14 protein-coding genes and 1 riboswitch are annotated in these 23856 nt (G+C 73.2%); of the genes, 7 read left to right on the top strand and 7 right to left on the bottom strand.

What is annotated here, in order from left to right; translation table 11 throughout:
- Positions 1 to 147 precede the first annotated feature (147 nt).
- Positions 148 to 313: riboswitch (cyclic di-AMP (ydaO/yuaA leader) on the top strand.
- 10 nt (positions 314 to 323) lie between these two features.
- Both ACZ7OY_RS14430 and ACZ7OY_RS14435 read left to right on the top strand, forming a co-directional pair.
- The gene (locus ACZ7OY_RS14430; protein ID WP_471911654.1) at positions 324 to 1352 is read left to right on the top strand and encodes a M23 family metallopeptidase; all 1029 of its coding nucleotides are present in this window, start codon (positions 324 to 326) and stop codon (positions 1350 to 1352) included.
- Positions 1353 to 1543: 191 nt separating this feature from the next.
- The gene (locus ACZ7OY_RS14435; RefSeq protein ID WP_471911655.1) at positions 1544 to 2488 is read left to right on the top strand and encodes an aldo/keto reductase; all 945 of its coding nucleotides are present in this window, start codon (positions 1544 to 1546) and stop codon (positions 2486 to 2488) included.
- A gap of 34 nt (positions 2489 to 2522) precedes the next feature.
- Here the strand turns inward: ACZ7OY_RS14435 and ACZ7OY_RS14440 are convergent, their stop codons facing one another.
- The 4 genes from ACZ7OY_RS14440 to ACZ7OY_RS14455 form a co-directional block, all read right to left on the bottom strand.
- Positions 2523 to 3836, bottom strand: coding sequence for a PrsW family intramembrane metalloprotease (locus ACZ7OY_RS14440; RefSeq protein WP_471911656.1), 1314 nt, complete (start codon positions 3834 to 3836; stop codon positions 2523 to 2525).
- A gap of 104 nt (positions 3837 to 3940) precedes the next feature.
- Positions 3941 to 4801 (bottom strand): tRNA (guanosine(46)-N7)-methyltransferase TrmB, encoded by an 861-nt coding sequence (gene trmB, locus ACZ7OY_RS14445; protein WP_471911691.1) that lies wholly within the window; start codon positions 4799 to 4801, stop codon positions 3941 to 3943.
- A gap of 248 nt (positions 4802 to 5049) precedes the next feature.
- Entirely contained in the window at positions 5050 to 6369 is a 1320-nt protein-coding gene (lhgO, locus tag ACZ7OY_RS14450; RefSeq protein ID WP_471911657.1) for an L-2-hydroxyglutarate oxidase, read from the bottom strand.
- Between the two features lie 52 nt (positions 6370 to 6421).
- Entirely contained in the window at positions 6422 to 7849 is a 1428-nt protein-coding gene (locus ACZ7OY_RS14455; protein ID WP_351618511.1) for an MFS transporter, read from the bottom strand.
- A gap of 758 nt (positions 7850 to 8607) precedes the next feature.
- Here ACZ7OY_RS14455 and ACZ7OY_RS14460 point away from each other — a divergent pair.
- Together ACZ7OY_RS14460 and ACZ7OY_RS14465 are read left to right on the top strand one after the other, a co-directional pair.
- Positions 8608 to 10710 (top strand): asparagine synthase-related protein, encoded by a 2103-nt coding sequence (locus ACZ7OY_RS14460; protein ID WP_471911658.1) that lies wholly within the window; start codon positions 8608 to 8610, stop codon positions 10708 to 10710.
- A gap of 433 nt (positions 10711 to 11143) precedes the next feature.
- Entirely contained in the window at positions 11144 to 14443 is a 3300-nt protein-coding gene (locus ACZ7OY_RS14465) for an AfsR/SARP family transcriptional regulator (protein ID WP_471911659.1), read from the top strand.
- On the opposite strand, the gene ACZ7OY_RS14470 is transcribed toward ACZ7OY_RS14465, so the two are convergent.
- Positions 14430 to 16568, bottom strand: coding sequence for a sigma-70 family RNA polymerase sigma factor (locus ACZ7OY_RS14470; RefSeq protein ID WP_471911660.1), 2139 nt, complete (start codon positions 16566 to 16568; stop codon positions 14430 to 14432). The two genes, ACZ7OY_RS14465 and ACZ7OY_RS14470, sit on opposite strands and share 14 nt — an antisense overlap.
- A gap of 384 nt (positions 16569 to 16952) precedes the next feature.
- A complete protein-coding gene (locus ACZ7OY_RS14475) occupies positions 16953 to 17699 on the bottom strand; it encodes a TetR/AcrR family transcriptional regulator (protein ID WP_471911661.1) in 747 nt (248 codons plus the stop codon).
- A gap of 465 nt (positions 17700 to 18164) precedes the next feature.
- On the opposite strand from ACZ7OY_RS14475, the gene ACZ7OY_RS14480 reads away from it, so the two are divergent.
- Together ACZ7OY_RS14480 and ACZ7OY_RS14485 are read left to right on the top strand one after the other, a co-directional pair.
- On the top strand, positions 18165 to 19481 hold the full coding sequence (locus ACZ7OY_RS14480; protein ID WP_471911692.1) for an NAD(P)/FAD-dependent oxidoreductase: 1317 nt from the start codon (positions 18165 to 18167) through the stop codon (positions 19479 to 19481).
- A 240-nt stretch (positions 19482 to 19721) separates the two neighbouring features.
- On the top strand, positions 19722 to 21383 hold the full coding sequence (locus ACZ7OY_RS14485) for an ATP-binding SpoIIE family protein phosphatase (RefSeq protein WP_471911662.1): 1662 nt from the start codon (positions 19722 to 19724) through the stop codon (positions 21381 to 21383).
- A gap of 118 nt (positions 21384 to 21501) precedes the next feature.
- On the opposite strand, the gene ACZ7OY_RS14490 is transcribed toward ACZ7OY_RS14485, so the two are convergent.
- Entirely contained in the window at positions 21502 to 22776 is a 1275-nt protein-coding gene (locus tag ACZ7OY_RS14490) for an MFS transporter (RefSeq protein WP_471911693.1), read from the bottom strand.
- 137 nt (positions 22777 to 22913) lie between these two features.
- Between ACZ7OY_RS14490 and ACZ7OY_RS14495 the strand changes: the two genes are divergently transcribed.
- Entirely contained in the window at positions 22914 to 23468 is a 555-nt protein-coding gene (locus ACZ7OY_RS14495; protein ID WP_384729916.1) for a MarR family winged helix-turn-helix transcriptional regulator, read from the top strand.
- Positions 23469 to 23856 lie beyond the last annotated feature (388 nt).

The following is a 23856-nucleotide window of genomic DNA, read 5'->3' on the forward strand; positions in this document are numbered from 1 at the left end:
GGTCAACTCGCCCGATTTCCGCCGGTCATCGCCTTAAGTCCTGGCCAAAAATGTTATTGATCAAGTGGAACGGCTTGGAATCCGGCCCTCGCGCCCATTAACGTTCGATAACGCAGCGCGGTCGTCCCAGCCGTCACAAGGCGGCTCCGTGCGCACGCGCCGAATCCCGCAAGGGAACCGGGGAACCAACACCCTGGGGTGAATCGCACGGCCACCACTGTCAGTGACATCAGTGACAGGCGGTATACGCGCGTAGGAGACCTTCCTGCTCCGAACCCGTCAGCTAACCCGGTAGGCGAGAAGGAAGGAAGGAGCACGCCCACGTGGCGTCCAACCCGCCTGCCCCAGAGGCCCCGTTCGTGCCGAGCCAGCCCAGCACCGAAGCCTTCGGCTTCGACAGCTACCGCGCCGACGAGGGTCCGTGGGAGGAGTGGAATCCCACCGCGGAGACCGTTCGCCCCCCGCGTGGCAAGCATCGCGTCGCCAAGCAGCGTGGCGGGGGACTCGCCCGCAGCTCCACCGTCCTGGGCGTCGGTGTCATAGCCGCCGTCGCCGGCGGCGGAATGGCCAGCGCCAACACCGGCAAGCCTCCGGTCTCCATCTCCATGCCCGACCTTCCCTCCGTCGGCTCCCTGCTGTCGGACGAGAAGCCCGCCGACACCACGCAGGACGTCGCGACCCCGCTCAGCGGCATAGGCGTGACCAACGCCGAAACCGCCCAGGGCACCACCGACGCCGGTGAGGCGCTGCGCAGCCGGATCATGGCCCAGGCCGAGCAGCAGCAGACCCAGGTCGAGGCCAAGGCCGCCGCCGCTGCCGAGAAGGCCGCCGCCGACGCGGCCGCCAAGGCGGAGCAGGAGGCCAAGGACAAGGCCGAAGCCGCCAAGAAGAAGGCGGAGGAGGAGGCCGCGAAGAAGGCCGAGGCCGAGCGCCTGGCCGAGCTCGCCAAGCAGTACACGCTGCCGACCTCCTCGTACACGATCACCTCGACCTTCGGCGAGGCCGGCTCCATGTGGTCCTCCGGGTACCACACGGGCCTCGACTTCGCCGCGCCCACCGGAACGCTCATCAAGGCGATCCACAGCGGCACGATCACCGAGGCGGGCTGGGCCGGCTCCTACGGCTACCGCACGATCCTCACCCTCGACGACGGCACCGAGCTGTGGTTCTGCCACCAGTCCTCGATCAGCGTCAGCGTCGGGCAGAAGGTCGCCACCGGCGATGTCATCGGCCGGGTCGGCGCCACCGGCAACGTCACCGGTCCGCACCTGCACCTGGAGGTCCACCCGGGCGGCAGCGCGGACGGGATCGACCCGATGGCCTGGCTGCGCGGCAAGGGACTCACCCCCTGACGTCCCCGTCCCCCCGGGTTTCCTGACCTCCGGCAGTCCTGGCGACATCCCCCCGACGCCAGGACTGCCGGTTTTTCGCTGCGTGCGACCGGTCACGGCCCGCGGGGCACGGGTCGCGGGTCGCGGCAGCGGTGGGAGTGCCGGACGGCCGTGCGGAATATCACCTTCCGCGCTGGACGTTGACATTTAGCATGACTTCTCTTCGCAAGCTCGGTTCCTCCGACCTCGAGGTCTTCCCGCTCGCCCTCGGCGGCAACGTCTTCGGCTGGACAGCCGACCAGGACCAGTCCTTCGCCGTACTCGACGCCTACACGGCCGCGGGCGGCAACTTCATCGACACCGCGGACTACTACTCGGCCTGGGTCGACGGCAACCAGGGCGGCGAGTCCGAGACGATCATCGGCGACTGGGTCAGGGCCCGCGGCAACCGCGCCGACGTCGTCATCGCCACCAAGGTCAGCCAGCACCCCGAGTTCCCGGGTCTGACCGCCGCCAACATCAAGGCCGCCGCCGACGCCTCGCTGCGCCGCCTCGGTACCGACCACATCGACCTCTACTACACCCACTTCGACAAGCCCGAGGTGCCGGTCGAGGAGATCATCGGCGCGCTCGACGAGCTGGTGCGGGCGGGCAAGGTGCGCCAGATCGGCGCCTCCAACATCTCCCCCGAGCGGCTGCGCGAGTCCGTGGAGTTCTCCGACCGCGAGGGCCTGGCCCGTTACGTGGCCCTCCAGCCCCACTACAACCTGGTCTCGCGCGACACCTACGAGGGCGAGCTCCAGGACGTCGCCGACCGGTTCGGCCTCGCGGCCGTCCCCTACTTCGCCCTTGCCTCCGGATTCCTCACGGGCAAGTACCGCCCCGGTACGACGGTCGACAGCGCGCGGGCCACCGGCGCCGCCAAGCACCTGGAGACCGACCGCGGACGCAAGGTCCTCGACGCCCTCGACGAGATCGCCGGCGCCCATGACGTCCCGGTCGCCACCGTCGCCCTGGCCTGGCTGGCCGCCCGGCCCACGGTGCTCGCCCCGATCGCCTCCGCGCGGACGGTGGAGCAGCTGCCCGCCCTGCTCGGGGTCGCGGAGCTGGAGCTGACGGAGCCGGAGTTCGCGCGCCTCACGGAGGCGTCGGCCTGATCCGGCCCGGCCGTCTCCCCCGGCCCCGGGGCTACTACCGGTACGGGTTGTAGCCGGGGTACGCGGTCGCCGGATACCCGTACGCCGGCCAGCCCACCGGGGCAGGCGCCGGCATCATCACCGGTACCGGCGGGGCCGTCGCCCGCGCCGCGTAGTCCAGCGCGGGCCGCGCCACCTCCCGGCGCTGCCACAGCTCGTGCAGCAGTTCCCGCTCCCGTACGACGAAGTCGCTGCCGGCCCGGCCCCGGCGCCCCCTGCGCCGCAGGGCCGCGAGCGAGGTCGCGTACGCCTCGTACTGCGCCACCGTCCGCTCGGCCGGCTTGCCGAGGTGGTGCCCGGCGTACTCGCGGGCCAGCCGCCGGGCCCGCATCGAGCCGAGCGCGTACGGCTCGGCAGGGGTCAGCCAGCCCGCGGCGACGTACGCGGGCAACTCCTCGTACACCGCCCGCAGTTCGCGCTGGCGGGTCCAGATCACCAGCCAGGTCAGCAGGCCGAACGCGGGCACCATGAACAGCCCGTACACGGCGAAGAACCCGTACTCGCCGAAGGCCGCGGAGCCGTTCCAGAACGCGTGCATGCCCATCGCGAGCAGCAGTCCGCCCGGCGGCAGCAGCACCCGGCGCACACGCTGCCGGTCCGCGCAGAGCGCGGCGAGGCCGAAGCCGATGCCGGTGAGGACGGTGAACAGGGGGTGCGCGAACGGCGACATGATGACGCGGACGAAGAAGGTCGCCGCGGTGACGGAGGCGATGCCCCGGTCCCCGCTGAGCTGGTCGGTGCCGAAGGCGGTGCCGATATAGAGGATGTTCTCGGTGAACGCGAAGCCGGTCGCGGTCACCCCGGCTATGACGACCCCGTCGACGATGCCGGTGAAGTCCCTTCTGCGGAAGAGGAAGACGAGCAGCACGGCGGCGGCCTTGGCGGACTCCTCGACCACGGGCGCTATCACGGTCGCGCCGAGGGTGTCGGCGCCCGACGGATCGGCCGTCGCCGTCGCTATCCACTCCGTCGCGAAGCTGTTGGCGACGATCGCTATCAGCGCCGCGGCGCAGGCGCCCCAGGCGAAGGCGAACAGCAGGTTGCGCCAGGGGCCCGGCTGGACCCGGTCCAGCCAGCGGAAGGCGGTGACGAGCAACGGCACCGGCAGGACCGCGAGTCCGAGCCCGACCAGGAATCCCTCGGTGCCAGTCTGGCGGCGCACCAGCGCCAGGATGACGAGCCCGGAGAGCGCCAGCAACGTGATCACGGCGCCGTACCGCACCCCGGTGCGCTGCCACCAGCGTGGGTGCCGGACCCCGCCTCCGGCGGGGCCGAAGGGGTGCGTCGGATAAGGGGGAACGGTCGCCACGGCATTGACCCTAACGAGGGAGGGCTGGTCTTGCTGTTCCTTTTGTGCCGCCGGCCCGGCGGCCCGGACGGCCGTGTCCACCACGGCTGCCACGGCCGCCGCGGCTACAGCGGCCGCTGCTCCTGCGGCTCGCGGTGCTGTATGCGACGGAAGAGCAGATCGTTCACGACATGTCCCTTGTCCAGTCCCTGGCCCTCGAAACGGGTCACGGGCCGGAACGCGGGACGGGGCGAGAAACCGCCCTCGGCACGGGTGTTCTCGAAGTCCGGGTGCGCGTCGAGCACGTCGAGCATCTGCTCGGCGTACGGCTCCCAGTCGGTGGCGCAGTGCACGAGCGCGCCGGGCCGCAGCCGGGTCGCGGCGAGGTCGAGGAACTCCGGCTGGATCAGCCGCCGCTTGTGGTGGCGCTTCTTGGGCCACGGGTCGGGGAAGTAGACGCGCAGCCCGGCGAGGGAGTCGGGGGCGAGCATCTCGCGCAGCAGGATGATGGCGTCCCCGTTGGCCACCCGGACGTTGGACAGCCCGTGGTGGTCGGCGAGGTTGAGCAGGTTGCCCTGGCCCGGGGTGTGCACGTCCACGCCGAGCACGTTGGTGTCCGGGTCGGCGGCGGCCATCTGCGCGGTCGCCTCGCCCATCCCGAAGCCGATCTCCAGCACCACCGGGTTGCCGTTGCCGAACAGCTCGCCGAGGTCGACGACGCGCTGCCCGTCGATGTCGAGCCCCCACCGGGACCACAGCCGCTGCAACGCGTCCGCCTGTCCCGTGGTCACCCGGCTGCGCCGCGGCTGGAAGCTGCGGATCCGCCGCTCGAAGTGCGATCCGGCGGGATCGGCCTGCGGGCCGTCGGGAAAGCGAGGCTCTCCCTTCGGCCGGGCGGGCCGGTCGGGCACATCGGTGCCGGACCGGTGCCGATGTGCGTCGGGGGCGGACCGGGGCGCTTCGGGGGAGGTGTTCAGCTCAGACACAGTGGAGTCGATTTTACGGCGCCCGCCGACGGCCCCGGCCGTGGCGGTCTTCCCGGCCGCGACCGTCCGTCTGGCCGGGGCCGTCTTCCCGGCCATGACCGCCTTCCTGATCACGGCGGTCTTCCCGGCCGTGACCGCCCGCCCGGCCGTGACCGCCCGCCTGCCCGGGACCGTCCGCCTGGTCGTGGCGGTCTTCCCGGCCGTGGTGGCTCCTGGGGCGGCCGTCCCCGCCGTCGTGGTTCCCGTCCTCATGCCGAGCCCAGTACGGTCAGCGCCCTGCGGGCCACCTCCCGTCCGATCGGCAGCGAGGCCGTCGCCGCCGGCGAGGGCGCGTTCAGCACATGCACGGCCCGCGCGCCCTCCCGGATCAGGAAGTCGTCCACCAGCGTCCCGTCCCGCAGCACGGCCTGGGCCCGCACCCCCGGCGCCGCCCGCACGAGATCCCGCTCGGTCACCTCCGGCAGCAGCCTGCGCACCGCCTGCACGAACGCCCGCTTGGACACCGATCTGTGCAGCTCGCCCATCCCGTACCGCCAGTGCCGCCGGCCCATCCGCCAGGTTCCGGGCCAGGTCGCCGTACCGGCCAGGTCCCGAGGGCGTACGACCCCCCAGCCGTACCCCTCGCGGGCCAGCGCCGGTACCGCGTTGGGCCCGACGTGGACCTCCCTGTCGATCCCGCGGGTGAGGTGCACCCCGAGGAACGGGAACGCCGGATCGGGCACCGGATAGACCAGCCCGCGCACCATCTCCGGCCGCGCCAGCTCGTAGTACTCGCCCCGGAACGGCACGATCCGCACCTCGGGCTCGTCCCCGGTCAGCCGCGCCACCTCGTCGCAGTGCAGGCCGGCGCAGTTGACCAGCACCCGCCCGCGCACGACGTCCCCGCGCGCGGTCCGCACGGCGACGCCCCGCTCCGGCCGCCGGTCGATCCGTACGACCTGCGCCCCGTAGCGGATCTCCGCTCCGGAGGCCTCGGCCAGCCGGCGGGCGACCGCCGCGAAGTCGCACACGCCCGTCGTGCCGACGTGGATGGCGGCCAGGCCCCGCACCTCGGGCTCGTACTCCGTGATCTGGGCGGCGCCCAGCTCCCGTACCGGGATGCCGTTCTCCCGGCCGCGCTGGACGAGTGCGTGCAGCCGGGGGAGTTCCTCGCGGCCGGTGGCGACGATCAGCTTTCCGGTCACCGCGTGCGCGATGCCGTACTCCGCGCAGAACTTGATCATCTCGGCGGCGCCGCGCACCGCGTACCGGGCCTTGAGGGAGCCGGGCCGGTAGTAGATCCCGCTGTGGACGACACCGCTGTTGCGCCCGGTCTGGTGCCGGGCCGGGCCCGGCTCCTTCTCCAGCACCGTCACCCGGGTGCCCGGCGCGGCACGCGTGATCGCGTACGCCGTCGACAGCCCGACGATCCCGCCGCCGATCACGAGCACGTCGCAGTCGTACCCGCCGTACCTGCCGGGACCGGCGTGCTCGCCATGACCGCCGTACTCGCCGTACCTGCCGTACTCGCGGTGACCGTCGTGGGCGATCTCCCGCACCTGCACCACCTCCCGGCTCCGATAGTGCACTGCGCCACTGACAACGCCCTCAAACCCGGCAGGCGCCGCGTGTGTCGCGGACTCAGGCCGGAGCCATCATCAGCAGCGGCCGCGCCCGCTCGCGCAGCTCGACCACGCGTGGTTCGTCGCCGTACGGCTCCAGCCGGTGCAGCAGGTCCTTCACGTACTCGGTGGTGCGCGCCGAGGAGATGCGCCCGGCGACCTCCACCGCCCGCACGCCCTGCTCGCACGCCGCGTCGAGGTTGCCCGACTCAAGCTCGGCGACGGCCGAGACGACCAGGCGCAGGCCGTGCGAGCGCACGAACTCCTCCGTCGGCTTCGACAGCGCCTGCTCGGTGAAACGGCGTACCTGGCGCGGCGCCTTCAGGTCGCGGTAGCACTCGGCCGCATCGGCGGCGAAGCGGTCGTAGGAGTAGAAGCCCAGCCAGGACGGGTCGTTGTCGCCGTCCCGGGAGCGCTCCAGCCAGCTCTCGGCCGCCTTCAGCGCCGTGCCGGCCGCCTGGGCGTCCCCGGCGCGCGCGTGTGCGCGTGCCTCGACCAGCCGGAAGAAGCTCATGGTCCGGGCGGTGGCCAGGCCCCGGTTGCGCTCCAGCGCGGCCTGCGCGAGGTCGACGCCCTCGTCGCCGAAGCCCCGGTAGGTCGCCTGGAGGGACATGGAGGCCAGGACATAGCCCCCGAGGGGGACGTCCGCGGCCGCCCGGGCCAGGCGCAGGGCCTGGATGTAGTAGCGCTGGGCGGCCTCCTGCTGGCCCGTGTCGAAGGCCATCCAGCCGGCGAGCCGGGTGAGCTCGGCGCTCGCCCCGAACAGCGCCCTGCCGACTTCGTCGGAGTACGAGCCGAGCAGCAGCGGTGCCGCCTCCACCCGCAGACACTCCGGCACCATCGACGAACGCCAGTCTCCGCCCCCGTACTTGGAGTCCCAGCGCCTGGCGTCCTCCGCGGCCTCCCGCAGCTTCTGCACGTCGCTGTGGCCGACTTTGAGCGGTGCGCCGGTCCCCTCGGCAGGGTTCACCTCGCGCGCGACCGAACTGTCGGCCGGGGTTATCAGCCACCGGGAGGCGGGCGTCGCGTACGCGCTCACCGCGAACGAGCCCGCCAGCGACTGCCAGATGCCGCCGGAGCCGGCCCGGCGCCCCGCGAGGTCGAGACGGTAGAGCTCGGTCGCGGACCGCACCGCCTGCCCGACGTCCCGGGGGAAGGCGAGGCCCACCTCGGGTGCGGGGTCCGCGTCGGCCAGACCGATCTCGTGCAGCGGCACCGGGCGGCCGAGCTTCTGCCCGATGGCGGCCGCGATCAGGTGCGGCGCGGCGCCCTGCGGCACCATGCCCTTCGACACCCAGCGCGCCACCGACGTCTTGTCGTAGCGAAGAGTCAACCCGCGTTGGGCGCCAAGATCGTTGACGCGACGCGCGAGTCCTGCGTTGCTGATTCCCGCGAGGGCGAGAACGGTGCCGAGTTTTTCGTTCGGCCCGCGTTGCTCCCTGGACATGCGCCACCCCTCGACACAGACGGCTGCCGCGCTGGCATAACCATGCGGCATTCGTAAACCCAGCGTAGTTCGCCGCATCCCAAGCGTTAAGGGGCATTCTTCCGGATGGCGGGATTGTGGTCCGCACTGAAGTACGGGCCCTGTACGCACCGTTGCGGCGTGCTCCCGTTGTGTGGCCGTGCGCCTGTCCGTGCGCTCTTCTCCGGCCATCGCGGGAGCGGTTCCATGGGTCGTGCGTGGGTCGGCCCGCTGTACTGGATCCAGTGGGCTGGGGGACACCGCCGCCTTCATCCCCGCGGGCGGCGGAACGGTCCGGGAGGCGAGCTCCGCCTCCCGGGCTGCGCGGCCGCCGACGGTGGGCGGGGGCCTGTACGGAGCGTGTGCGATCGCGCTCCAACGCCCGTGGCCCATTCGTTATTTGGCTGAAAATCGACCCGGCGCCCGGCGGGCCATTTCCGCTCTCACCATGGAAATTGACGGCGCGCGGGGTGTTTTTAGGGAGCGTGCAGGGGGCGCATTCGCGTCGCAGATGTCGGCGTGGAGGCGCCGAGGAAGCGCGGTGGACACGGCGAGGACGCATCGCCGCCACGGCGCGGATGCCGTACCGCGTACGGGTGTTCCGAGGATGCGGACACCGGTGCGGGGGCGCATTCCCCTGCCCATAAGCGGCTCCGTCGCCTCTCCGTGACGCGCTCTTCGTGGCAGCATGTGAACCGTTCGTGCGGTGCACTGGTTGTCCACAGCCTGTGGAGGCGTCCATGCGGTGGTTGGTGGGATGGAGCAGCACCGCCGCGGGGACCGCCGGCATCGGCTCCGCGGGCGCCACCGGATACGACGGCGAGACCGTGCACCCGGTGGGCTCCCAACTCCTGTGGGGCGACCCCGATCCGCTGTGGGCGGTCGGCGACTGGCGCCCGGACGAGGTCCGCACGGTCCAGGCCGACGCCCAGACCCGGATCGCGGTCCTCGGCATCTGCGGCGCGAGCGACGAGGAACTGCGGCTCGGCCTGCTCACCGCACGCGGAGGGGCACTTCGCCATCTGACGGCCTGGCCCGGCAGCTACACGGCCGTCGTCCAGGTCGGCCGCCGGGTCACCGTCTGCGGCGATCTCGCGGGCGCCCGGCCGGTGTTCTACACCCCGTGGGCGAACGGCACCGCGTACGCCACGGCCGCACTGCCGCTCGCCGACCTCATCGAAGCCAACCTCGACTTCGGACATCTCGCCGCCCTGCTGGCCGCCCCCGACGTCCCCGCCGCCCTGGACGACTCCACCCCCTACGCCGGTGTCCGGCGCATTCCACCCGGGCACGCGCTGATCCTGCGCGCCGGAGCACGCGAGATCGCGGGCTACGAACCCGTCGCCTCCCTCGCCGTGGCCGCACCCCCGGTCGACCCGGACCGCGCCGTCGACGCGGTCCGCGACGCGCTCGTCGAGGCCGTACGGACCCGCCTCGCCGCCCCCCGGCACGTCCCCGGCGCCGACATCGACCCCGGGCCCGTGCCCGGCATGGGCCCGGCCGAACGGCGTGCCGCGCGCGGGATGCCGGTCCCCGGCATCGGCGCGGACCTGTCCGGCGGACCCGCCTCCAGCACCCTGGCGCTGCTGGCCGCCGGACTGCCCGGCATGCCGGGGACCGTCCTGGGGCACGGCACCGGCGCGGGGGAGCGCCTGCTGGCGGTCACCTTCAACGACCTGGCGTCCACCGGCCGGGAGGCCGAGGTGGAACGCGCGGGGACGCTCGCGGCCAACCCGCGCCTGCACCACGTGGTGGTGGCGGGCGGCGAGGAGACCCTGCCGTACGCCGACCTGGACGGCCCGCTGACCGACGAACCCGGCCAGTCCCTGGTGACGGCCGCCCGCCACCGCGCCCGGCTCGCCTCCGGCAGCGCGGACCACTTCACCGGGTACGGCGCCCGACAGGTCCTGGACGCCCATCCGGCCCGCCTGGCGGACCTGCTGATGGACCGCAAGCGGCGCCACCTCGTACGCCCCGTCGCCGCACTGGCCAAGGCGGACGGCTCGGTGCTCGTCCCCGCGCGCGTGTACGGCGCCGCCCGACGGCTGGCGCGCACCCCGTACCGGGCGGGTGTGGAGGGTCTCGCCGAGCGCCTGCTCCAGCGGCGCTTCGACGAGCCCGGGGGAGCCGCGGAGGCGTCGCTCGCCGCGCTCGCGTGGGCCAGACCGGGGCCGGCGGCCCGCTGGCTGACCGGCGAGGCCCTCGCCGACGTGTCCGTCCGTCTCCAGGGGGCGACGAACCGCGCCGGGGGCGGCCCGGGCCAGCGCCCCGGCGACTTCCGCGCGCGTACCGCCCTCGCCCGGCACGCGGCGGACCTGCGCACCCTGGAGCAGGCCGTCGAGATCCGCTTCCAGCGCCTGCACACACCGTTCCTCGACAACCAGGTCGTCCGCGCCTGCCGCACCCTCCCGGAGACCCTGCGGGTACGGCCCGGCGCCCGCGCCGAGATCCTGCGCACGGTCCTCAAGGGCGCCGGCATCGCCGACCTCCCGCCCGGCTGGGGCGCCCCCTCCCAGGCGTCGGCGGCCGCCGCCACGCGCACAGGACTGCGGGTGGCCGCGGGCCCGTTGATGGAACTGTTCGACACGCCCCTGCTGGCGCAGGCCGGGATCGTCGAGGCGCGCGTCGTGCGCAAGGCCCTGCGCGGTGCCGCGGCCGGCGAGCCGCTGCCCCTCGACGGCCTCGCCGACCTGGTCTCCCTGGAGCTGTGGCTGCGCCGCCTGCTGGCCCGCCGGGGCACCTGCTGGACGGGAACGCCGGCCCGCGCGCGTGCGGTACCGGCCGGCATCACCCGGGTGATCCCGGCGGTGGAACCGGTACGCGGAGCCCGGGGCCTGACCTAGCCGAGGAGACGTGCTGGTGACGTCGCTCAGGACCTGGACTGGTGTCGTGGTCGAGTGCACGCGCGCGCGGGTGGCCGAGGGGACGCGCTGGTGATGTCGCTCAGGACATGGGCCGGCTGCGTGGTGACGGCACGGGCTGGTGCCGTGGTCGAGTGCACGCGCGCGTGATCTGGGCGAGGGCGCGGGCGAGGGCAAGGGCGCGGGCAGGCGTGCGGAGGGCACGCGCGGGACGTCGCTGAGGACGCGCGCGTGACGTCGCCCAGGGCACGGGCGCGTGCAGGCGCACGGGCGTGGGCACCGGTGCGTGCGACGCGGGGCGGGTGCGTACGGCGCGGAGCCGGGGGCACGGAAGCGGGCACCCACCGCGCTCTCCCTTCCCACGCGGCCCGGCAAACCCCGTGCCCCGCACCGGCCCACCAGGGACAATGGCCCGGTGCGGTACAGAATCCTGGGTGTCACCGAGGCGGCGGACGACCACGGCGGTGCCGTACCCCTGGGCGGCTCCCGCCTGCGGGCCCTGCTCACCGCCCTCGCCCTGCGACCGGGTCGTGTCACCCTCCCGGAGACCCTCATCGACGAGGTCTGGACGGACGACCCGCCCCAGGACGCACCCGCCGCGCTCCAGGCCCTGATCGGGCGGCTGCGCCGGGCGATCGGCCGGGACGCCGTCACCTCGGAACCCGGCGGCTACCGGCTCGCCGTACCCGAGAGCGACGTGGACGTCTTCGTCTTCGAGCGGCTCGTACGGGACGGCACCGACGCCCTGGCCCGCGACGACGCCCCCGGCGCCGTCCGCGCCCTGGACGAGGCCCTAGCCCTGTGGCGCGGCCCCGCCCTCGCCGACCTCCCCGACCGCGCCGCCGCCGCGACCCGCCCCGAAGCCCTGCGCCTGGAGGCGACCAGGGCCCGCGCCGAGGCGAGCCTGCGCCTCGGCCGCGCCCACGAGGTCGTACCGGAACTGAAGGAACTGACCGCGGCGCACCCGTACGACGAAGCCCTGCACGCCCTCCTCGTGCACGCCCTGCGCGACACCGGCCGCGCCGCCGACGCCCTCGCCGCGTACGAGCACGCCCGCCGCGCCCTGGCCGACGGCCTCGGCACCGACCCCGGACCGCAACTGCGGGCCCTGCACGACGAACTGCTGAACCCGGTGTTCCCGGCAGCGGACGGCGCGCGGCCGGAATCCGCGCCCCGGCCGGCCCCGCGCACCGGCAACCTCCGGCCCCGGCTGACGAGTTTCGTCGGCCGGGAACCCGAACTCGCCGCGATCCGTTCCGATCTGCACAGGGCCCGTCTCGTCACCCTCACCGGACCGGGCGGCTCCGGGAAGACCCGTCTCGCCGAGGAGGCCGCCGCCGGCCTGCCGGAGGCGTGGCTGGTCGAGCTGGCACCGCTCGACCGGCCGGAGGCGGTGCCGGGCGCGGTGGTCAGCGCCCTCGGTCTGCGCGAGACCGTGCTCATGACCAACGAACTGGCGGCCCCGCAGGACGACCCCGTCGCCCTGCTGGTGGAGCACTGCGCCCCGCGCAGCCAGCTCCTGATCCTCGACAACTGCGAACACCTCATCGGCGCGGCCGCCGTCCTCGCGGAGACGCTGCTGACCCGCTGCCCGGGACTCACGATCCTCGCCACCAGCCGTGAACCCCTGGGAGTCCCCGGCGAGTCCGTGCGCCCCGTCGAGCCGCTCGTCCCCGACCAGGCACACCGCCTCTTCACGGAGCGCGCCGCCGCCGTCCGCCCCGACGCCCCCGACGTACTGCGTGACACGCGGGCCGTGGCGGAGATCTGCCGACGGCTGGACGGACTCCCGCTCGCGATCGAACTGGCCGCGGCCCGGCTGCGGCTGCTCACCCCCCGGCAGATCGCCGACCGCCTCGACGACCGCTTCCGCCTCCTCACCTCCGGAAGCCGTACGGTCCTGCCCCGCCAGCAGACCCTGCGGGCCGTCGTCGACTGGTCCTGGGACCTCCTCGACGAAGGCGAGCGGACCCTGCTGTGCGAGGTGTCCGTGTTCGCGGGCGGCTGGGACCTGGAGGCCGCGGAGGCCGTCTGCGGCGGTCCGGTCGCCGAACTCACCGGGGCGCTCGTCGACAAGTCCCTGGTCGTCGCCACCCCGTCGCAGCGGGACGGCACCACGGGCATGCGGTACCGCATGCTGGAGACCATCCACGAGTACGCCACCGAGCGCGCCGCCGAGGTCCCCGGGCTGCGCGCCGCCGCCGAGCGCGCCCACCGGACCTGGGCGCGCGAGCTGGCGGAGCGGGCCGAACCGCTGCTGCGCTCCGCCGAGCAGCTCGTGTGGATCTCCCGGCTGGAGGCCGAGCTCGACAACATCCGCACCGCGCTGGACCGGTCCCTGGCCGCCGGCGACGAGGCCGAGGCGGGAGCCCTGGTCCTCGCCATGGGCTGGTTCTGGTGGCTGCGCAACTACCGCCACGAGGCCACGGGAATCCTGGACCGCGTCCTGCGCCTGGGCGCCGTCCGGGACACCGTCGACGGTGCGTCGGTCGGCCTGCCCCCGCTCGACTCCGTCGACCCGGTCGAGGCCTACCTCTCCTCCCCGGACGGGGAGGAACACCACCCGCTGCGGACGCTGCGGATGGACGTCCGGATGCTGCACCTCTTCCTGACGATCGAGTCCGAACCGGCACATCTGCTGCTGGACGAGCGGTTCGCGCGGTACGTCACCCGGGTGCAGGACGTCTTCAGGGCGGGCGGCCCCGCGTCGGCCCGGATGCCCGGCCTCGTCTGGCCGATCACGACGTACGCCCTGTCCGGTCCGGCCGACGTCCGCTCCGCCATGGACCTGGCGGTCGCCAACGCGCGCGCCCACGGCGGCGACTGGGAGATCGGTGTCGCGCTGATGTTCCGCACGCACCTCGTCGTCGACACCCCGGGCAACCTGCGGGGCGTCGACGGTGACGTGGCGGAGCTGCGGACGCTCAGCCGGCGGGTCGGTGACCGCTGGATGCGGGCCCAGGTGTGCAGCGTGGCCGGCGAGGCGGCGATGGTGCGCGGCCGGTTCGAGGAGGCCAGGGGCGAGTACGAGGAGGCGCTGCGGCTCGCCCGTGAGGTCGGCGCGTACGCCGAGTCGCCGTTCCTCGTCGCGCGGCTCGCGGAGATCTCCTACCGCTCCGGAGACCGGCCGGGCGCCCTGGCCGGGCTGGACGAGGCCACCGAGGTGGCCGACCGGTACGGAGTGTCGGACTCCCGCGCCTACGTCCTGCTGCTGCGGGCTCTGCTCAGCTTGACCGACAAGGATTTCGCACGGGCCCGCGAGCTGTGCGACGCGGCCCGCGCGGAGACGGGCCGGGCCACCCCGCCGCCGCAGTTCCTGGCGATGCTGGACGCGCTGGACGCCATGGTCACGGCCGATGAGCAGGGCCCGGAGCAGGCCCTGCCGATGCTGGCCGACACCCTGCGCGTGGCCGTGGAGATGCGGTGTTCCGAGGTGATCCTGTCGGCGCTGGCGGATCTGGCGTCGGACCTGCTGGCCCGGCTCGGCGACTACGCGCGCGCGGTGCGGCTGCTGGCCGCGGCCGACCACTGGCGCGGCGGCCATCCCCGGCTCATGCCGGAACGCGCCGAGGCCGACCGGATCGTGGCGGCCGCCCGAGAGGCCCTGGGCGCCGGCCCGTACGACGCCGAGCGCACCCGGGGCGCCCGCCTCACCGTGTCCGACGTCCTGCGCGAACTCGGCCCGGGCGTACCTCAGCCGCCTACGAGCACGTGAATCGCGACTCCGCCCAGTCGGCCGGCGCCACGGAGCCGAGCGGCCCGCGCGGTTCCACCACCAGCCGTACGGTGTGGCGCCCCGAGAGGCCGACATGGACGGGCACGGCCGGCTCGCCGCCCCGGACCGTCCCGGACTTCCACAGGCGCACCCCGTCGGCGTAGACGGAGAAGCGGACCGCACCGAGACCCAGTGCCCTGTCGTCGACGCCGACCAGCGCGTCGTAGGCGGAACAGGTGCGGTTGAGGTCGATGGTGACGGAGGAACTGCCGTGCACGCTCACGCCGGTCGTGTACCGCTTGCCGGCGATCGACAGGCCGGAGCGCTGCCACACCCAACTGCTCTCGCCCAGCCGCATCTCCGGCGCGGTGCCGTCGCCGGCGACGTCGTACGGCAGCTCGCTCCACTGGTAGACGGCCGGGGGCGGCGGAGTCGGGGTCGGGGTGGGCGCCGGGGGCTGCTCCGGCTCCTGCGCCGGTTCCGGCTCCTGCCGCGTCGGTGCCGGAGCCGGGCGGGCCGGGGAAGCAGGACTGGGGGTCGGCTTCGGCGCGGCGGCGGGCACCGGGGGCGGAGCGGGCGTCGGCACCAGCACCACCGGCTTTGCCGCGGGCGGCTTCTTCGACGGTGCGGGCGTGACGGACGGCTCCGGCTCGACCGCCGGAGCGGAGGAGGGCCGTACCTCGGCCTCCGGTTTCTTCGCGGGACTGTCGTGACCGACGAGCGCGAGCGCCACCGCGGCCGCCGCGACGGCGACCACCCCGGCCGCGATGCCGGCCTTCACCGGCGCGCCCAGCGCCTCCGAGGCCGCCGCGCCCGCCCCGGCCCCGCCGGACGAGCCACCGCCTGCCGCTGCCGTTGCTCCACCGGCTGCCGCTGCCCCGCCGCCTGCCGCTGCCGCTCCGGCAGCTCCTGCCCCGCCGGCGATGAGCCCGAGGGCCTTGGCGTATCCGGCGGCGCCGAACCAGCCGAGGACGGCGAGCGGCACCACCGCCGGGATACCGCTCGCGACCTCCTCGATCTGTGTCGCGGCCAGTCGGCACCTGGCGCACTCCTCCAGGTGCTTGCGCAGCCCCCGTTCGGCGCGGGTGCGCAGTTTGCGGCGGGCGTAGGTGCCGAGCTGATCGGTGTAGCGGGCGCACTCCTCGCCGCCGGCGACGGCGGTGCTGACGTGCGCCTGGAGGTAGGCCTGCTTGAGGCCCTCACGGGCGCGGCTGGCCAGCACACGGGTGCCGTTGGCGTCGAGCCCGAAGAGCACGGCGACCTGGCTCGGCGACTCGTTCTCGACCTCGGTGTGCCACAGCACGGCCTGCCACCGCTCGGGCAGTGACCGGAAGGCCTGCATGGCCATGGACTGCTCGGCCTCGTGCAGGGCACGGACGTCGGCGCCCAGCTCCAGCGTGTCGTCCTCGGACATGTCCGAGGTGCGGGCCGCCCCGGCGGCGAACACCGCGAAGTCGTCCACCAGCTGTTCCCGTCTCGCCGACCGCGTCCAGCTCGCGGCGACGCGGCGGACGGAGGTGAGCAGATAGGCGCGTACGGCGTACCCGGGGCCGGCACCGCCGCGCACCGCCTGGAGCATCCGGGCGAAGACCTCGGCGGTGAGGTCCTCGGCGGTGTGGGCGTCCCGGCAGCAGGTGCGCGCGTACCGGCGCACGGCGCCCGAGTGACGCCGGTAGAGCTCCTCGTAGGCCGTGTCGTCGCCCGCCCGCATCCGGTCGATCAGATCGAGGTCGGCCGGCGGCAGCTCCACGAACAGCGGCGGCCGCGTATGAGGCGGAAGTTCCTGAGTCGGCAGTTCCTGAGGCGGCAGTCCCTGAGGCGGAAGTTCCTGAGGGGGAAGAGCGCCGTCCTCGCGCCGATCACGCTGCGCCGGAACAGTGCCCTCGGCCGAAGCCCGGCCGGTGCTTCCCTCCGGAGCGGGGACACGGCCTTCCGCGGTAGTCGGGGGGCCGTCCTGCGGCGACGCCGGACCCTCCTGCGTCGGGCCCGCGCCCTCGCCCGAGGCCGGGCCGCGGCCCGGTGACAGGTCGGTCCGGCCGCCCTGGGCCGGCACCTGCGGCGTGGCCAGGCCGTCGGCCTGCGCGTCACCGTCGTCGCGTGCCCCGCCCCGCCCGTCAACACTCATCGCAGAAAGCCCCTGCCGCCTGCACCACCAGTCCCGACCACCGCGTCAGAGTGCCACAGAGGCATCGGTCGGGGCCCTGCGGTTGAAGGCATCCACTCGTCCGTGGGGACCTTTCGTCAACCAGTACTAACTCTCACCCGAACGGGGGATGTTCAACCGAATGCCCAATTGGACCGCCTCACCGCGGAGCTGAGCAACCAAGCCGCCAACTCCCCTGTCCGGGAAGCCGAGCGGTCGGCGACGGGACGCGGCCGCGCGCTCAGCGCCCCGCATCACCTCCACGGGTCACCCGCCGGGCCCGATCCACGGGTCACCCGCCGGGCCCGATCCACGGGTCACCCGCCGGGCCGAAGCCCGGCAGGATCCCCCGTCCCGTACTCACGCTCACGCAGGCCGGGACCGCAGCCCCTCCAGCAGGATGTCCAGCAGCCGCGCCGAAGCCGCCGCCTGCTGCGCGGCGTCCGGCAGCGAGGGCGCCGCCGTCGCGATCACCAGCAGTACGTCCGACACCGACACGTCCGTACGCAGCTGGCCCGCGGCCCGCGCCCGCTCCACGAGCCGGCCCACGACCTCCAGCAGCGCCGCCGCCCCGGCGTCGTCGACCGCACCGGCCCCGATGTTTTCGGACACCAGCCGCAGCTCACCCTCGTCCGGCTGCGTCCGCTGCGCGGGCACCCGGGTCTCGTCGGGCGCATCGGAGCCGGCCTGCTCGTCGGCGACCCCGACCCGCAGGACCTGGGGAGGCAGCAGCCGCCCGGCACCCGAGGCCACCGAGGTGCGCAGGAAGCGCGAGAGCGCCGACCACGGCTCGTCCTCCTGACCGAGCGCCGTACGGGCCTGGTCGGTCAGCCGGGAGGTCTCCTCCTCGGCTATCCGGCGCACCAGGACGTCCTTGCTCGGGAAGCGCCGGTACACCGTGCCGACCCCGACCCGGGCGCGCCGTGCCACGTCCTCCATCGGCGCGCCGTACCCCAGCTCGCCGAAGACCTCGCGGGCCGCCCGCAGTACGTGTTCGAGATTGCGCTGTGCATCCACACGCAGCGGCGTCGTGCGCGCTGCGTCCCCGCGTCCGTTGCTCGCCGCGGGGGCGAGCGTGGATGCGGACGACCAATGAGAGTCCTGAATGTGCATAAGTGATCCCCCGGTAATGACGTCTCCCCCCGGAGACTCTCCCCGCCATCTAAATTGCCGGGGCGTACGGACAGGCCTCGTGCGTCCGGCCCCGCCTTGCGGGATTCCGTCGGCCCTCTCGGACCGGCCGGCCCCGGCGAGCCCGATGCACGCCTCCCCTTGCACCCCGTCGATACACGAACATAGTTGAGTGGGAGTCAATTCAGAAGGGGCAGGTTCCGCACGGAGCGCCCCCCGATCGGAGTACGGGCCGTATACGTCCTGAATCCACCCCTTACGGCCCCCGGCGCACGCCCTCTGACCTGCGCACCTTCCCCGAACTCCGGCGATCCGGCCAAGTCGGGGCAGCTCGGGCGCGCGGTCACACAATTTGCCGGGCCTGTGGACAAACTCCGGCGCCGGGTGCGTCATGGGACGGTGAAGGAACGTGCGCGCATTCTCGTTGTCGGCGGCGGCTACGTCGGGATGTACACGGCACTGCGGCTCCAGCGGCAGCTGAAACAGGAACTCCGCCGGGCGGAGGCAGAGATCACGGTGGTCACACCGGATCCGTACATGACCTATCAGCCGTTCCTGCCCGAAGCCGCCGCGGGCCTGATCTCCCCACGTCACGTCGTCGTGCCGCTGCGCCGGGTGCTGCCCCACTGCCGCATCGTCATCGGCGAGGCCACCGCGGTCGACCACGCCAAGCGCACCGCCACGGTGACCACTCTCGCCACGGACGAGGAGGGAACGGGCCCGCTACAGCTGACGTACGACGAGATCGTCCTCGCCCCGGGTTCCGTCTCCCGCGTACTGCCCATTCCGGGCCTCGCCGACTACGCGATCGGCTTCAAGACCGTCGAGGAGGCCATCGGGCTGCGCAACCACGTCATCGAACAGATGGACATCGCCTCCTCCACCCGCGACCCCGCGATCCGCGACGCGGCCCTCACCTTCGTCTTCGTGGGCGGCGGCTACGCCGGGGTCGAGGCGCTCGGCGAGCTGGAGGACATGGCACGCTACGCCGCCCGCTACTACCACAACGTCCGCCCCGAGGACATGAAGTGGATCCTCGTCGAGGCCTCCGACCGCATCCTGCCGGAGGTCGGCGAGGCCATGGGCCGCTACACGGTCACCGAACTGCGCCGCCGCAACATCCAGGTCCTGCTGGGAACCCGTCTGGAGTCGTGCGCGGACCGGGTCGCCGTCCTCAGCGACGGCCAGCGCTTCCCGACCCGTACGGTCGTGTGGACGGCCGGCGTCAAACCCCACCCGGTCGTCGCCGCCACCGACCTCCCGCTCGACGGGCGCGGCCGTCTGAAGTGCACCCCCGAGCTGACGGTCGACGGCGTCACGCACGCGTGGGCGGCGGGCGACGTCGCCGCCGTCCCCGACGTCACCGCGGCGGAGCCCGGCAAGGAGACCGCCCCCAACGCCCAGCACGCGGTCCGTCAGGCCAAGGTCCTCGCCGACAACATCGCCCGCTCCCTGCGCGGCGAGCCACCGTTGACGTACTCCCACAAGTACGTCGGCTCGGTCGCCTCCCTCGGCCTGCACAAGGGCGTCGCCCACGTCTACGGACGCAAGCTCAAGGGCTACCCGGCGTGGTTCATGCATCGCGCCTACCACCTCAGCCGCGTACCGACCGTCAACCGCAAGGCGCGCGTGCTCGCCGAATGGACGCTGTCGGGACTCTTCAAGAGGGAGATCGTCTCGCTCGGCTCACTCGAACATCCCCGTGCGGAGTTCGAACTGGCGGCCGGTGGCAAGCCTTCTGACGACCCGAAGGGGTCGTCCTGACCGGACTCCGGAACTTCCCCGGCCACCCCGGCGTCTGACGAATATCGGGCCGGACGGCCACCTGCCACACTGACCCCCGAGCCCCGGGCGAGCCCGCCGCTCGCCCCGTGAACCCACGAGGCTGTTCCCCCAGTGCTGCATTTCACGGTGCTGCGACAATGTGCGGCCACCGCCGCGCGGCCCCCGGAGCCACGGCCGGGTCCGGAGCCGGCCGACGACGACTACACGAGGCAAGGATTCGTGAACTTCACGCGCTGGAGCGCCCGGCTCCCCGGAACGCAGCGCCGCGCCGCAGCGCGGACCGACCACAAGGTCACCCCGGACCGGCGGGGCGACGGCTCCGTGCCCGCGGCCCGCGCCGAACACCTCACCGACGAGCCGCCCACCGCGCCCGTGGTCGACGAACTCCCGGTGCGCGAGGTCCTCGACCGCGTCCCCGCCCTCGTCGCCCTCGTCCACGGCCCCGACCACCGCCTCGCCCACGTCAACGACGCCTATACGACGGCCTTCGGCGCCCGCCCGCCCGGCGCGCCCGCCGCCGAGGCACTCCCGGAGCTGCGCGAACTGGGTCTGCTGCCGCTCCTCGATCAGGTCCTGCGCAGCGGCAGGTCCCGCACGCTCAAGTCCCGCAAGGCCCCCGACGGCCGCTCCTACACGTTCACCTGCACCCCGGTCGCCAAGGGCGGCGACGGCGACGCCGGCGTCCTGGTCTTCGCCACCGACGTCACCGACCACGCCGAGGCCGCCGAACGCCTGCGCGCCAGCGAGCGCCGCCAGCGCGAGACCGCCGTCACCCTCCAGCGCTCCCTCCTCCCGCAGGAACTGGAGGAGCCCGACGACCTGCGCATCGCCGCCACCTACCAGCCCGGCGGCACCGAGGCCGCGGTCGGCGGCGACTGGTACGACGTGATCACGCTCGGCGGCGGCCGTACGGCCCTGGTCATCGGCGACGTCATGGGCAGAGGCGTACGCGCGGCGGCCGTCATGGGCCAGCTCCGCACGGCGGTCCGCGCCTACGCCCGTCTCGACCTGCCCCCGCACGAGGTGCTCCAGCTCCTCGACGGCCTCGCCACGGAGATCGACGCCAACCAGATCGCCACCTGCGTGTACGCCGTCCACGACCCGAACGAGGGCCGGCTCGTCTACGCCTCCGCCGGACACCTGCCCATCCTGGTCCGCGGCGAGAACGGCACCGTCCTGCGCGCCGACGAGCCGACCGGCCCCCCGCTCGGCACCGGCGGCTGGGTGCACGCCTCGGGCTCGGTCCCCCTCGGCCCCGGCTCGACGGCCGTCCTCTACACGGACGGCCTGGTGGAGCGCCGCGACGAGGACCTCGACGAGGGCATCGCGTCCCTGGAACGCGCCCTGGCCGGCGCGACCGGCACCCCCCAGGTGGTCTGCGACCGCCTGGTCCGCTCGGCGGGCGTCACCGCCGACCACGACGACGACGTGGCCGTCCTGGTCCTCCAGCACCCCGCCCGCACCGGCGCCGACAGCGAACTGTTCCGCAACGCGGCCCTGGAACTCCTCGGCGGTGTCGAAGCGGCACCCCGCGCGCGTGCCTTCGCCTCCGGCGTCCTGACCAGCTGGCGCTTCCCCGCCGAACTGCACGACCTGGGCGTCCTGGCGGCCAGCGAGCTCGTCGCCAACTCCCTCCAGCACGGCACCCCGCCCATGCGGCTGCGCCTGCGCCGTACCGACCGCCGCCTCATCGTGGAGGTCACCGACGGCGACGACCACCTGCCCCGCCGCCGTCGTGCGGAACCCGGCGACGAGTCGGGCCGCGGCATCGCCATCGTGGCGACGATCGCCTCCAACTGGGGCAGCAGACGGACACCGGGCGGCGGCAAAGCGGTCTGGTGCGAGTTCGTACTCCCGAAGGCCACCGAACCGGCCGGCTGAACCCGATCGGCCGAGTACGGCCGACCGAGCGCGGCCGACTCGGCCGTACGGACGAAAAGGCGGCGGTCGCCCTCCCGGACGACCGCCGCCTCATCCGTCTCACACGTCGACGGCTGTCTCACACGTCCACGGCCACCGGCTCCGCGGGCGCCCCGCCCCGCGCGACCACCCGGCCGCGCCCGAGCCACGGCCGATCCTGCACGGCGGTCAGCTGCCGCCCCAGCCGTACGCCGAGGACGGTGATCCCGAGCGAGAACAGCAGGAACGTCACGACGTACGGCGCATGCAGCGAGGCCCCCATCGGCCCACCGACGGCCGGACCGATCGCCAGCGCCAGCTGCTTGACCAGAGCGAACGCCGAGTTGTACTGACCGGCCATACCCTCCGGGGCCAGATCGGCTACCAGCGGCGCGACGGTCGGCGACAGCATCGCCTCACCGAGCCCGAACAGCGCGTACGTCGAGACGAACGCGGCCGTCGCCATCTCCTGGCTGCCGTGCCCGAGCCCCGCGTACCCGGCCGCGACCCAGGCCACGGCCCAGACCAGCCCCACGGCCGCGATCACCCGCGAGCGCCGCCTGCGCTCGACGAACCGCAGCACGGCGAACTGCGCGACCACGATCATCGCGGTGTTCGCGGCCAGTGCCGTGCCGAGAGCGGACGGGGAGATCCCCGCAGCCTCCACCCCGTAGGCGCTCAGCCCGGACTCGAACTGTCCGTAGCAGGCGAAGAACAGGACGAAACCCAGTACGCACAGCTGCACCATCGCCCGGTTGCCGAGCAGCTGCTTCCAGCCGCCCCGGGCCGCAGGGGCGGGCGCGTCCCCGATCCGCGGCGAGTACGGCATCCGCACCGTCGACATCACCACGGCCAGCAGCAGGAACACCGCCGCCTCGATGCCGAACAGCAGGGTGAAGGAGGAGACGCGGGTGGTGTCGACGAGGTGGCCGCCGATGAGACCGCCGACGCCGAGCCCGAGGTTCTGGAGGAAGAACTGAAGGGCGAAGGCACGGGAGCGGGTGTCGGACGTGGAACAGTCGACGATCATCGTCGCCAGCGCCGGCTGCATCACGGCCTGCCCGGCCCCGAGCGCCACCGCGGCGCACAGCACGGCGGTCGCGTTGCCCGCGAGCCCCAGACCCAGCGCGCCCAGCGCGGCGGTGACCAGGGCGGCGAGCAGGACCGGCCGCGGGCCGCGCCGCACGATCGCCCGTCCGGCGAACGGCAGCACGATCAGCGCCGACACGGCGAAGACGGCGAGTACGAGACCCGCCGTCATGGCCCCCAGCCCCCGCACCTGCGCCACATAGACGTACAGGTAGGGGACGGTGAAGCCGAGCCCGAACGCGCTGAGTGCGTTGCCCACGTGGATCCGGCGCATCGCTGCGCCCATCGCCCTGGTCACGTTCACCTCTCTCGAGTTGACGAAGCCCCAGCCGTTAGGCCTGAAGACTTCAAAGCTAAAGTTCGAAGCTAAACAGTACACGTTGAAGGACTTCGATGCGAAGCGGCCCGTGCCATACTGCGGACATGGGCGATACCCCCGGCGGCCGACTCGGCGAGCCCACACTCGAAGAGCAGATCGCGGCCTACCAGCGCGAGTTCCAGGACCTCGACCCCCAGGTCGAGAAGATCGTCTCGGCGCTGTCCCGTCTGAACCGCCGGATGAACGTCGCTTACGGCCGCCAGACCGCCGCCCTCGGCATCAGCAACGCCGAATGGGAGGTCCTGAAAGCCCTCGTCCTGTCCGGCGCCCCTTATCGAATGGGCCCCAGTGATCTGGCCAAGCGCCTGGGCCTGACCCCGGCCGCCATGACCCACCGGATCGACCGCATGGTCACCGAGGGTCTGGTGACCCGGGAGCGCGACGAGTCCAACCGCGTCCGCGTGATCGTGGAGCTCACGCCCGAGGGTCGCGGGAAGTGGCTGGAGGCGATGCGCCTGGCGTCGGGCTTCGAGGAGGACCTGCTCCAGGACCTGTCCGCGGAGGAGCGGACGGTGCTCGGCGAGGTCCTGACCAGGCTCCTGCGCAGGGTGGAGCACGCCCAGCCGGACGCCGGCGGTCGGCTCAGCGACCTCGACTGAAAAGATCTTGACAGGGGGCGGTTGACGCCCCCTTGCCGGATGCGTATAGTTCTCCGGGTTGCCACGGAGCCGTATCGGTTCTGCGGCGGCGTCTCCTGCCGCGGATGCGGCGACAAACCACCAGCACGATCACCCGACGGGGTTCTTTTCGGCGTGTCCGAATTTGAATTCGATATCGGGGTTCGGCGGGTTCTGGTCGACTCGAACGGGTCGATTGGGAATCGCCGAGAAGATCCGCTAAGGTTTGGGACGTCGGAACGGCCCAACGGCCTGGAAGACAAAGCCCACTGACTGGGAGTCAGGCCCGAAAGAGTCTGATAGAGTCGGAACCGCCGGAAAGGGAAACGCGAGAGCGGGAACCTGGAAAGCACCGAGGAAATCGGATCGC

This window comes from Streptomyces sp. NPDC107559 (assembly GCF_055657365.1).

Excerpts from the sequence above, each read along its gene's own strand:
- ACZ7OY_RS14435 (WP_471911655.1), top strand. The coding sequence starts at position 1,544 with ATGACTTCTCTTCGCAAGCTCGGTTCCTCCGACCTCGAGGTCTTCCCG.
- ACZ7OY_RS14495 (WP_384729916.1), top strand. The coding sequence starts at position 22,914 with ATGGGCGATACCCCCGGCGGCCGACTCGGCGAGCCCACACTCGAAGAG.
- ACZ7OY_RS14455 (WP_351618511.1), bottom strand. The coding sequence starts at position 7,849 with ATGTCCAGGGAGCAACGCGGGCCGAACGAAAAACTCGGCACCGTTCTC.
- ACZ7OY_RS14470 (WP_471911660.1), bottom strand. The coding sequence starts at position 16,568 with ATGAGTGTTGACGGGCGGGGCGGGGCACGCGACGACGGTGACGCGCAG.
- ACZ7OY_RS14460 (WP_471911658.1), top strand. The coding sequence starts at position 8,608 with ATGCGGTGGTTGGTGGGATGGAGCAGCACCGCCGCGGGGACCGCCGGC.
- ACZ7OY_RS14480 (WP_471911692.1), top strand. The coding sequence starts at position 18,165 with ATGTACACGGCACTGCGGCTCCAGCGGCAGCTGAAACAGGAACTCCGC.
- ACZ7OY_RS14475 (WP_471911661.1), bottom strand. The coding sequence starts at position 17,699 with ATGCACATTCAGGACTCTCATTGGTCGTCCGCATCCACGCTCGCCCCC.
- ACZ7OY_RS14490 (WP_471911693.1), bottom strand. The coding sequence starts at position 22,776 with ATGGGCGCAGCGATGCGCCGGATCCACGTGGGCAACGCACTCAGCGCG.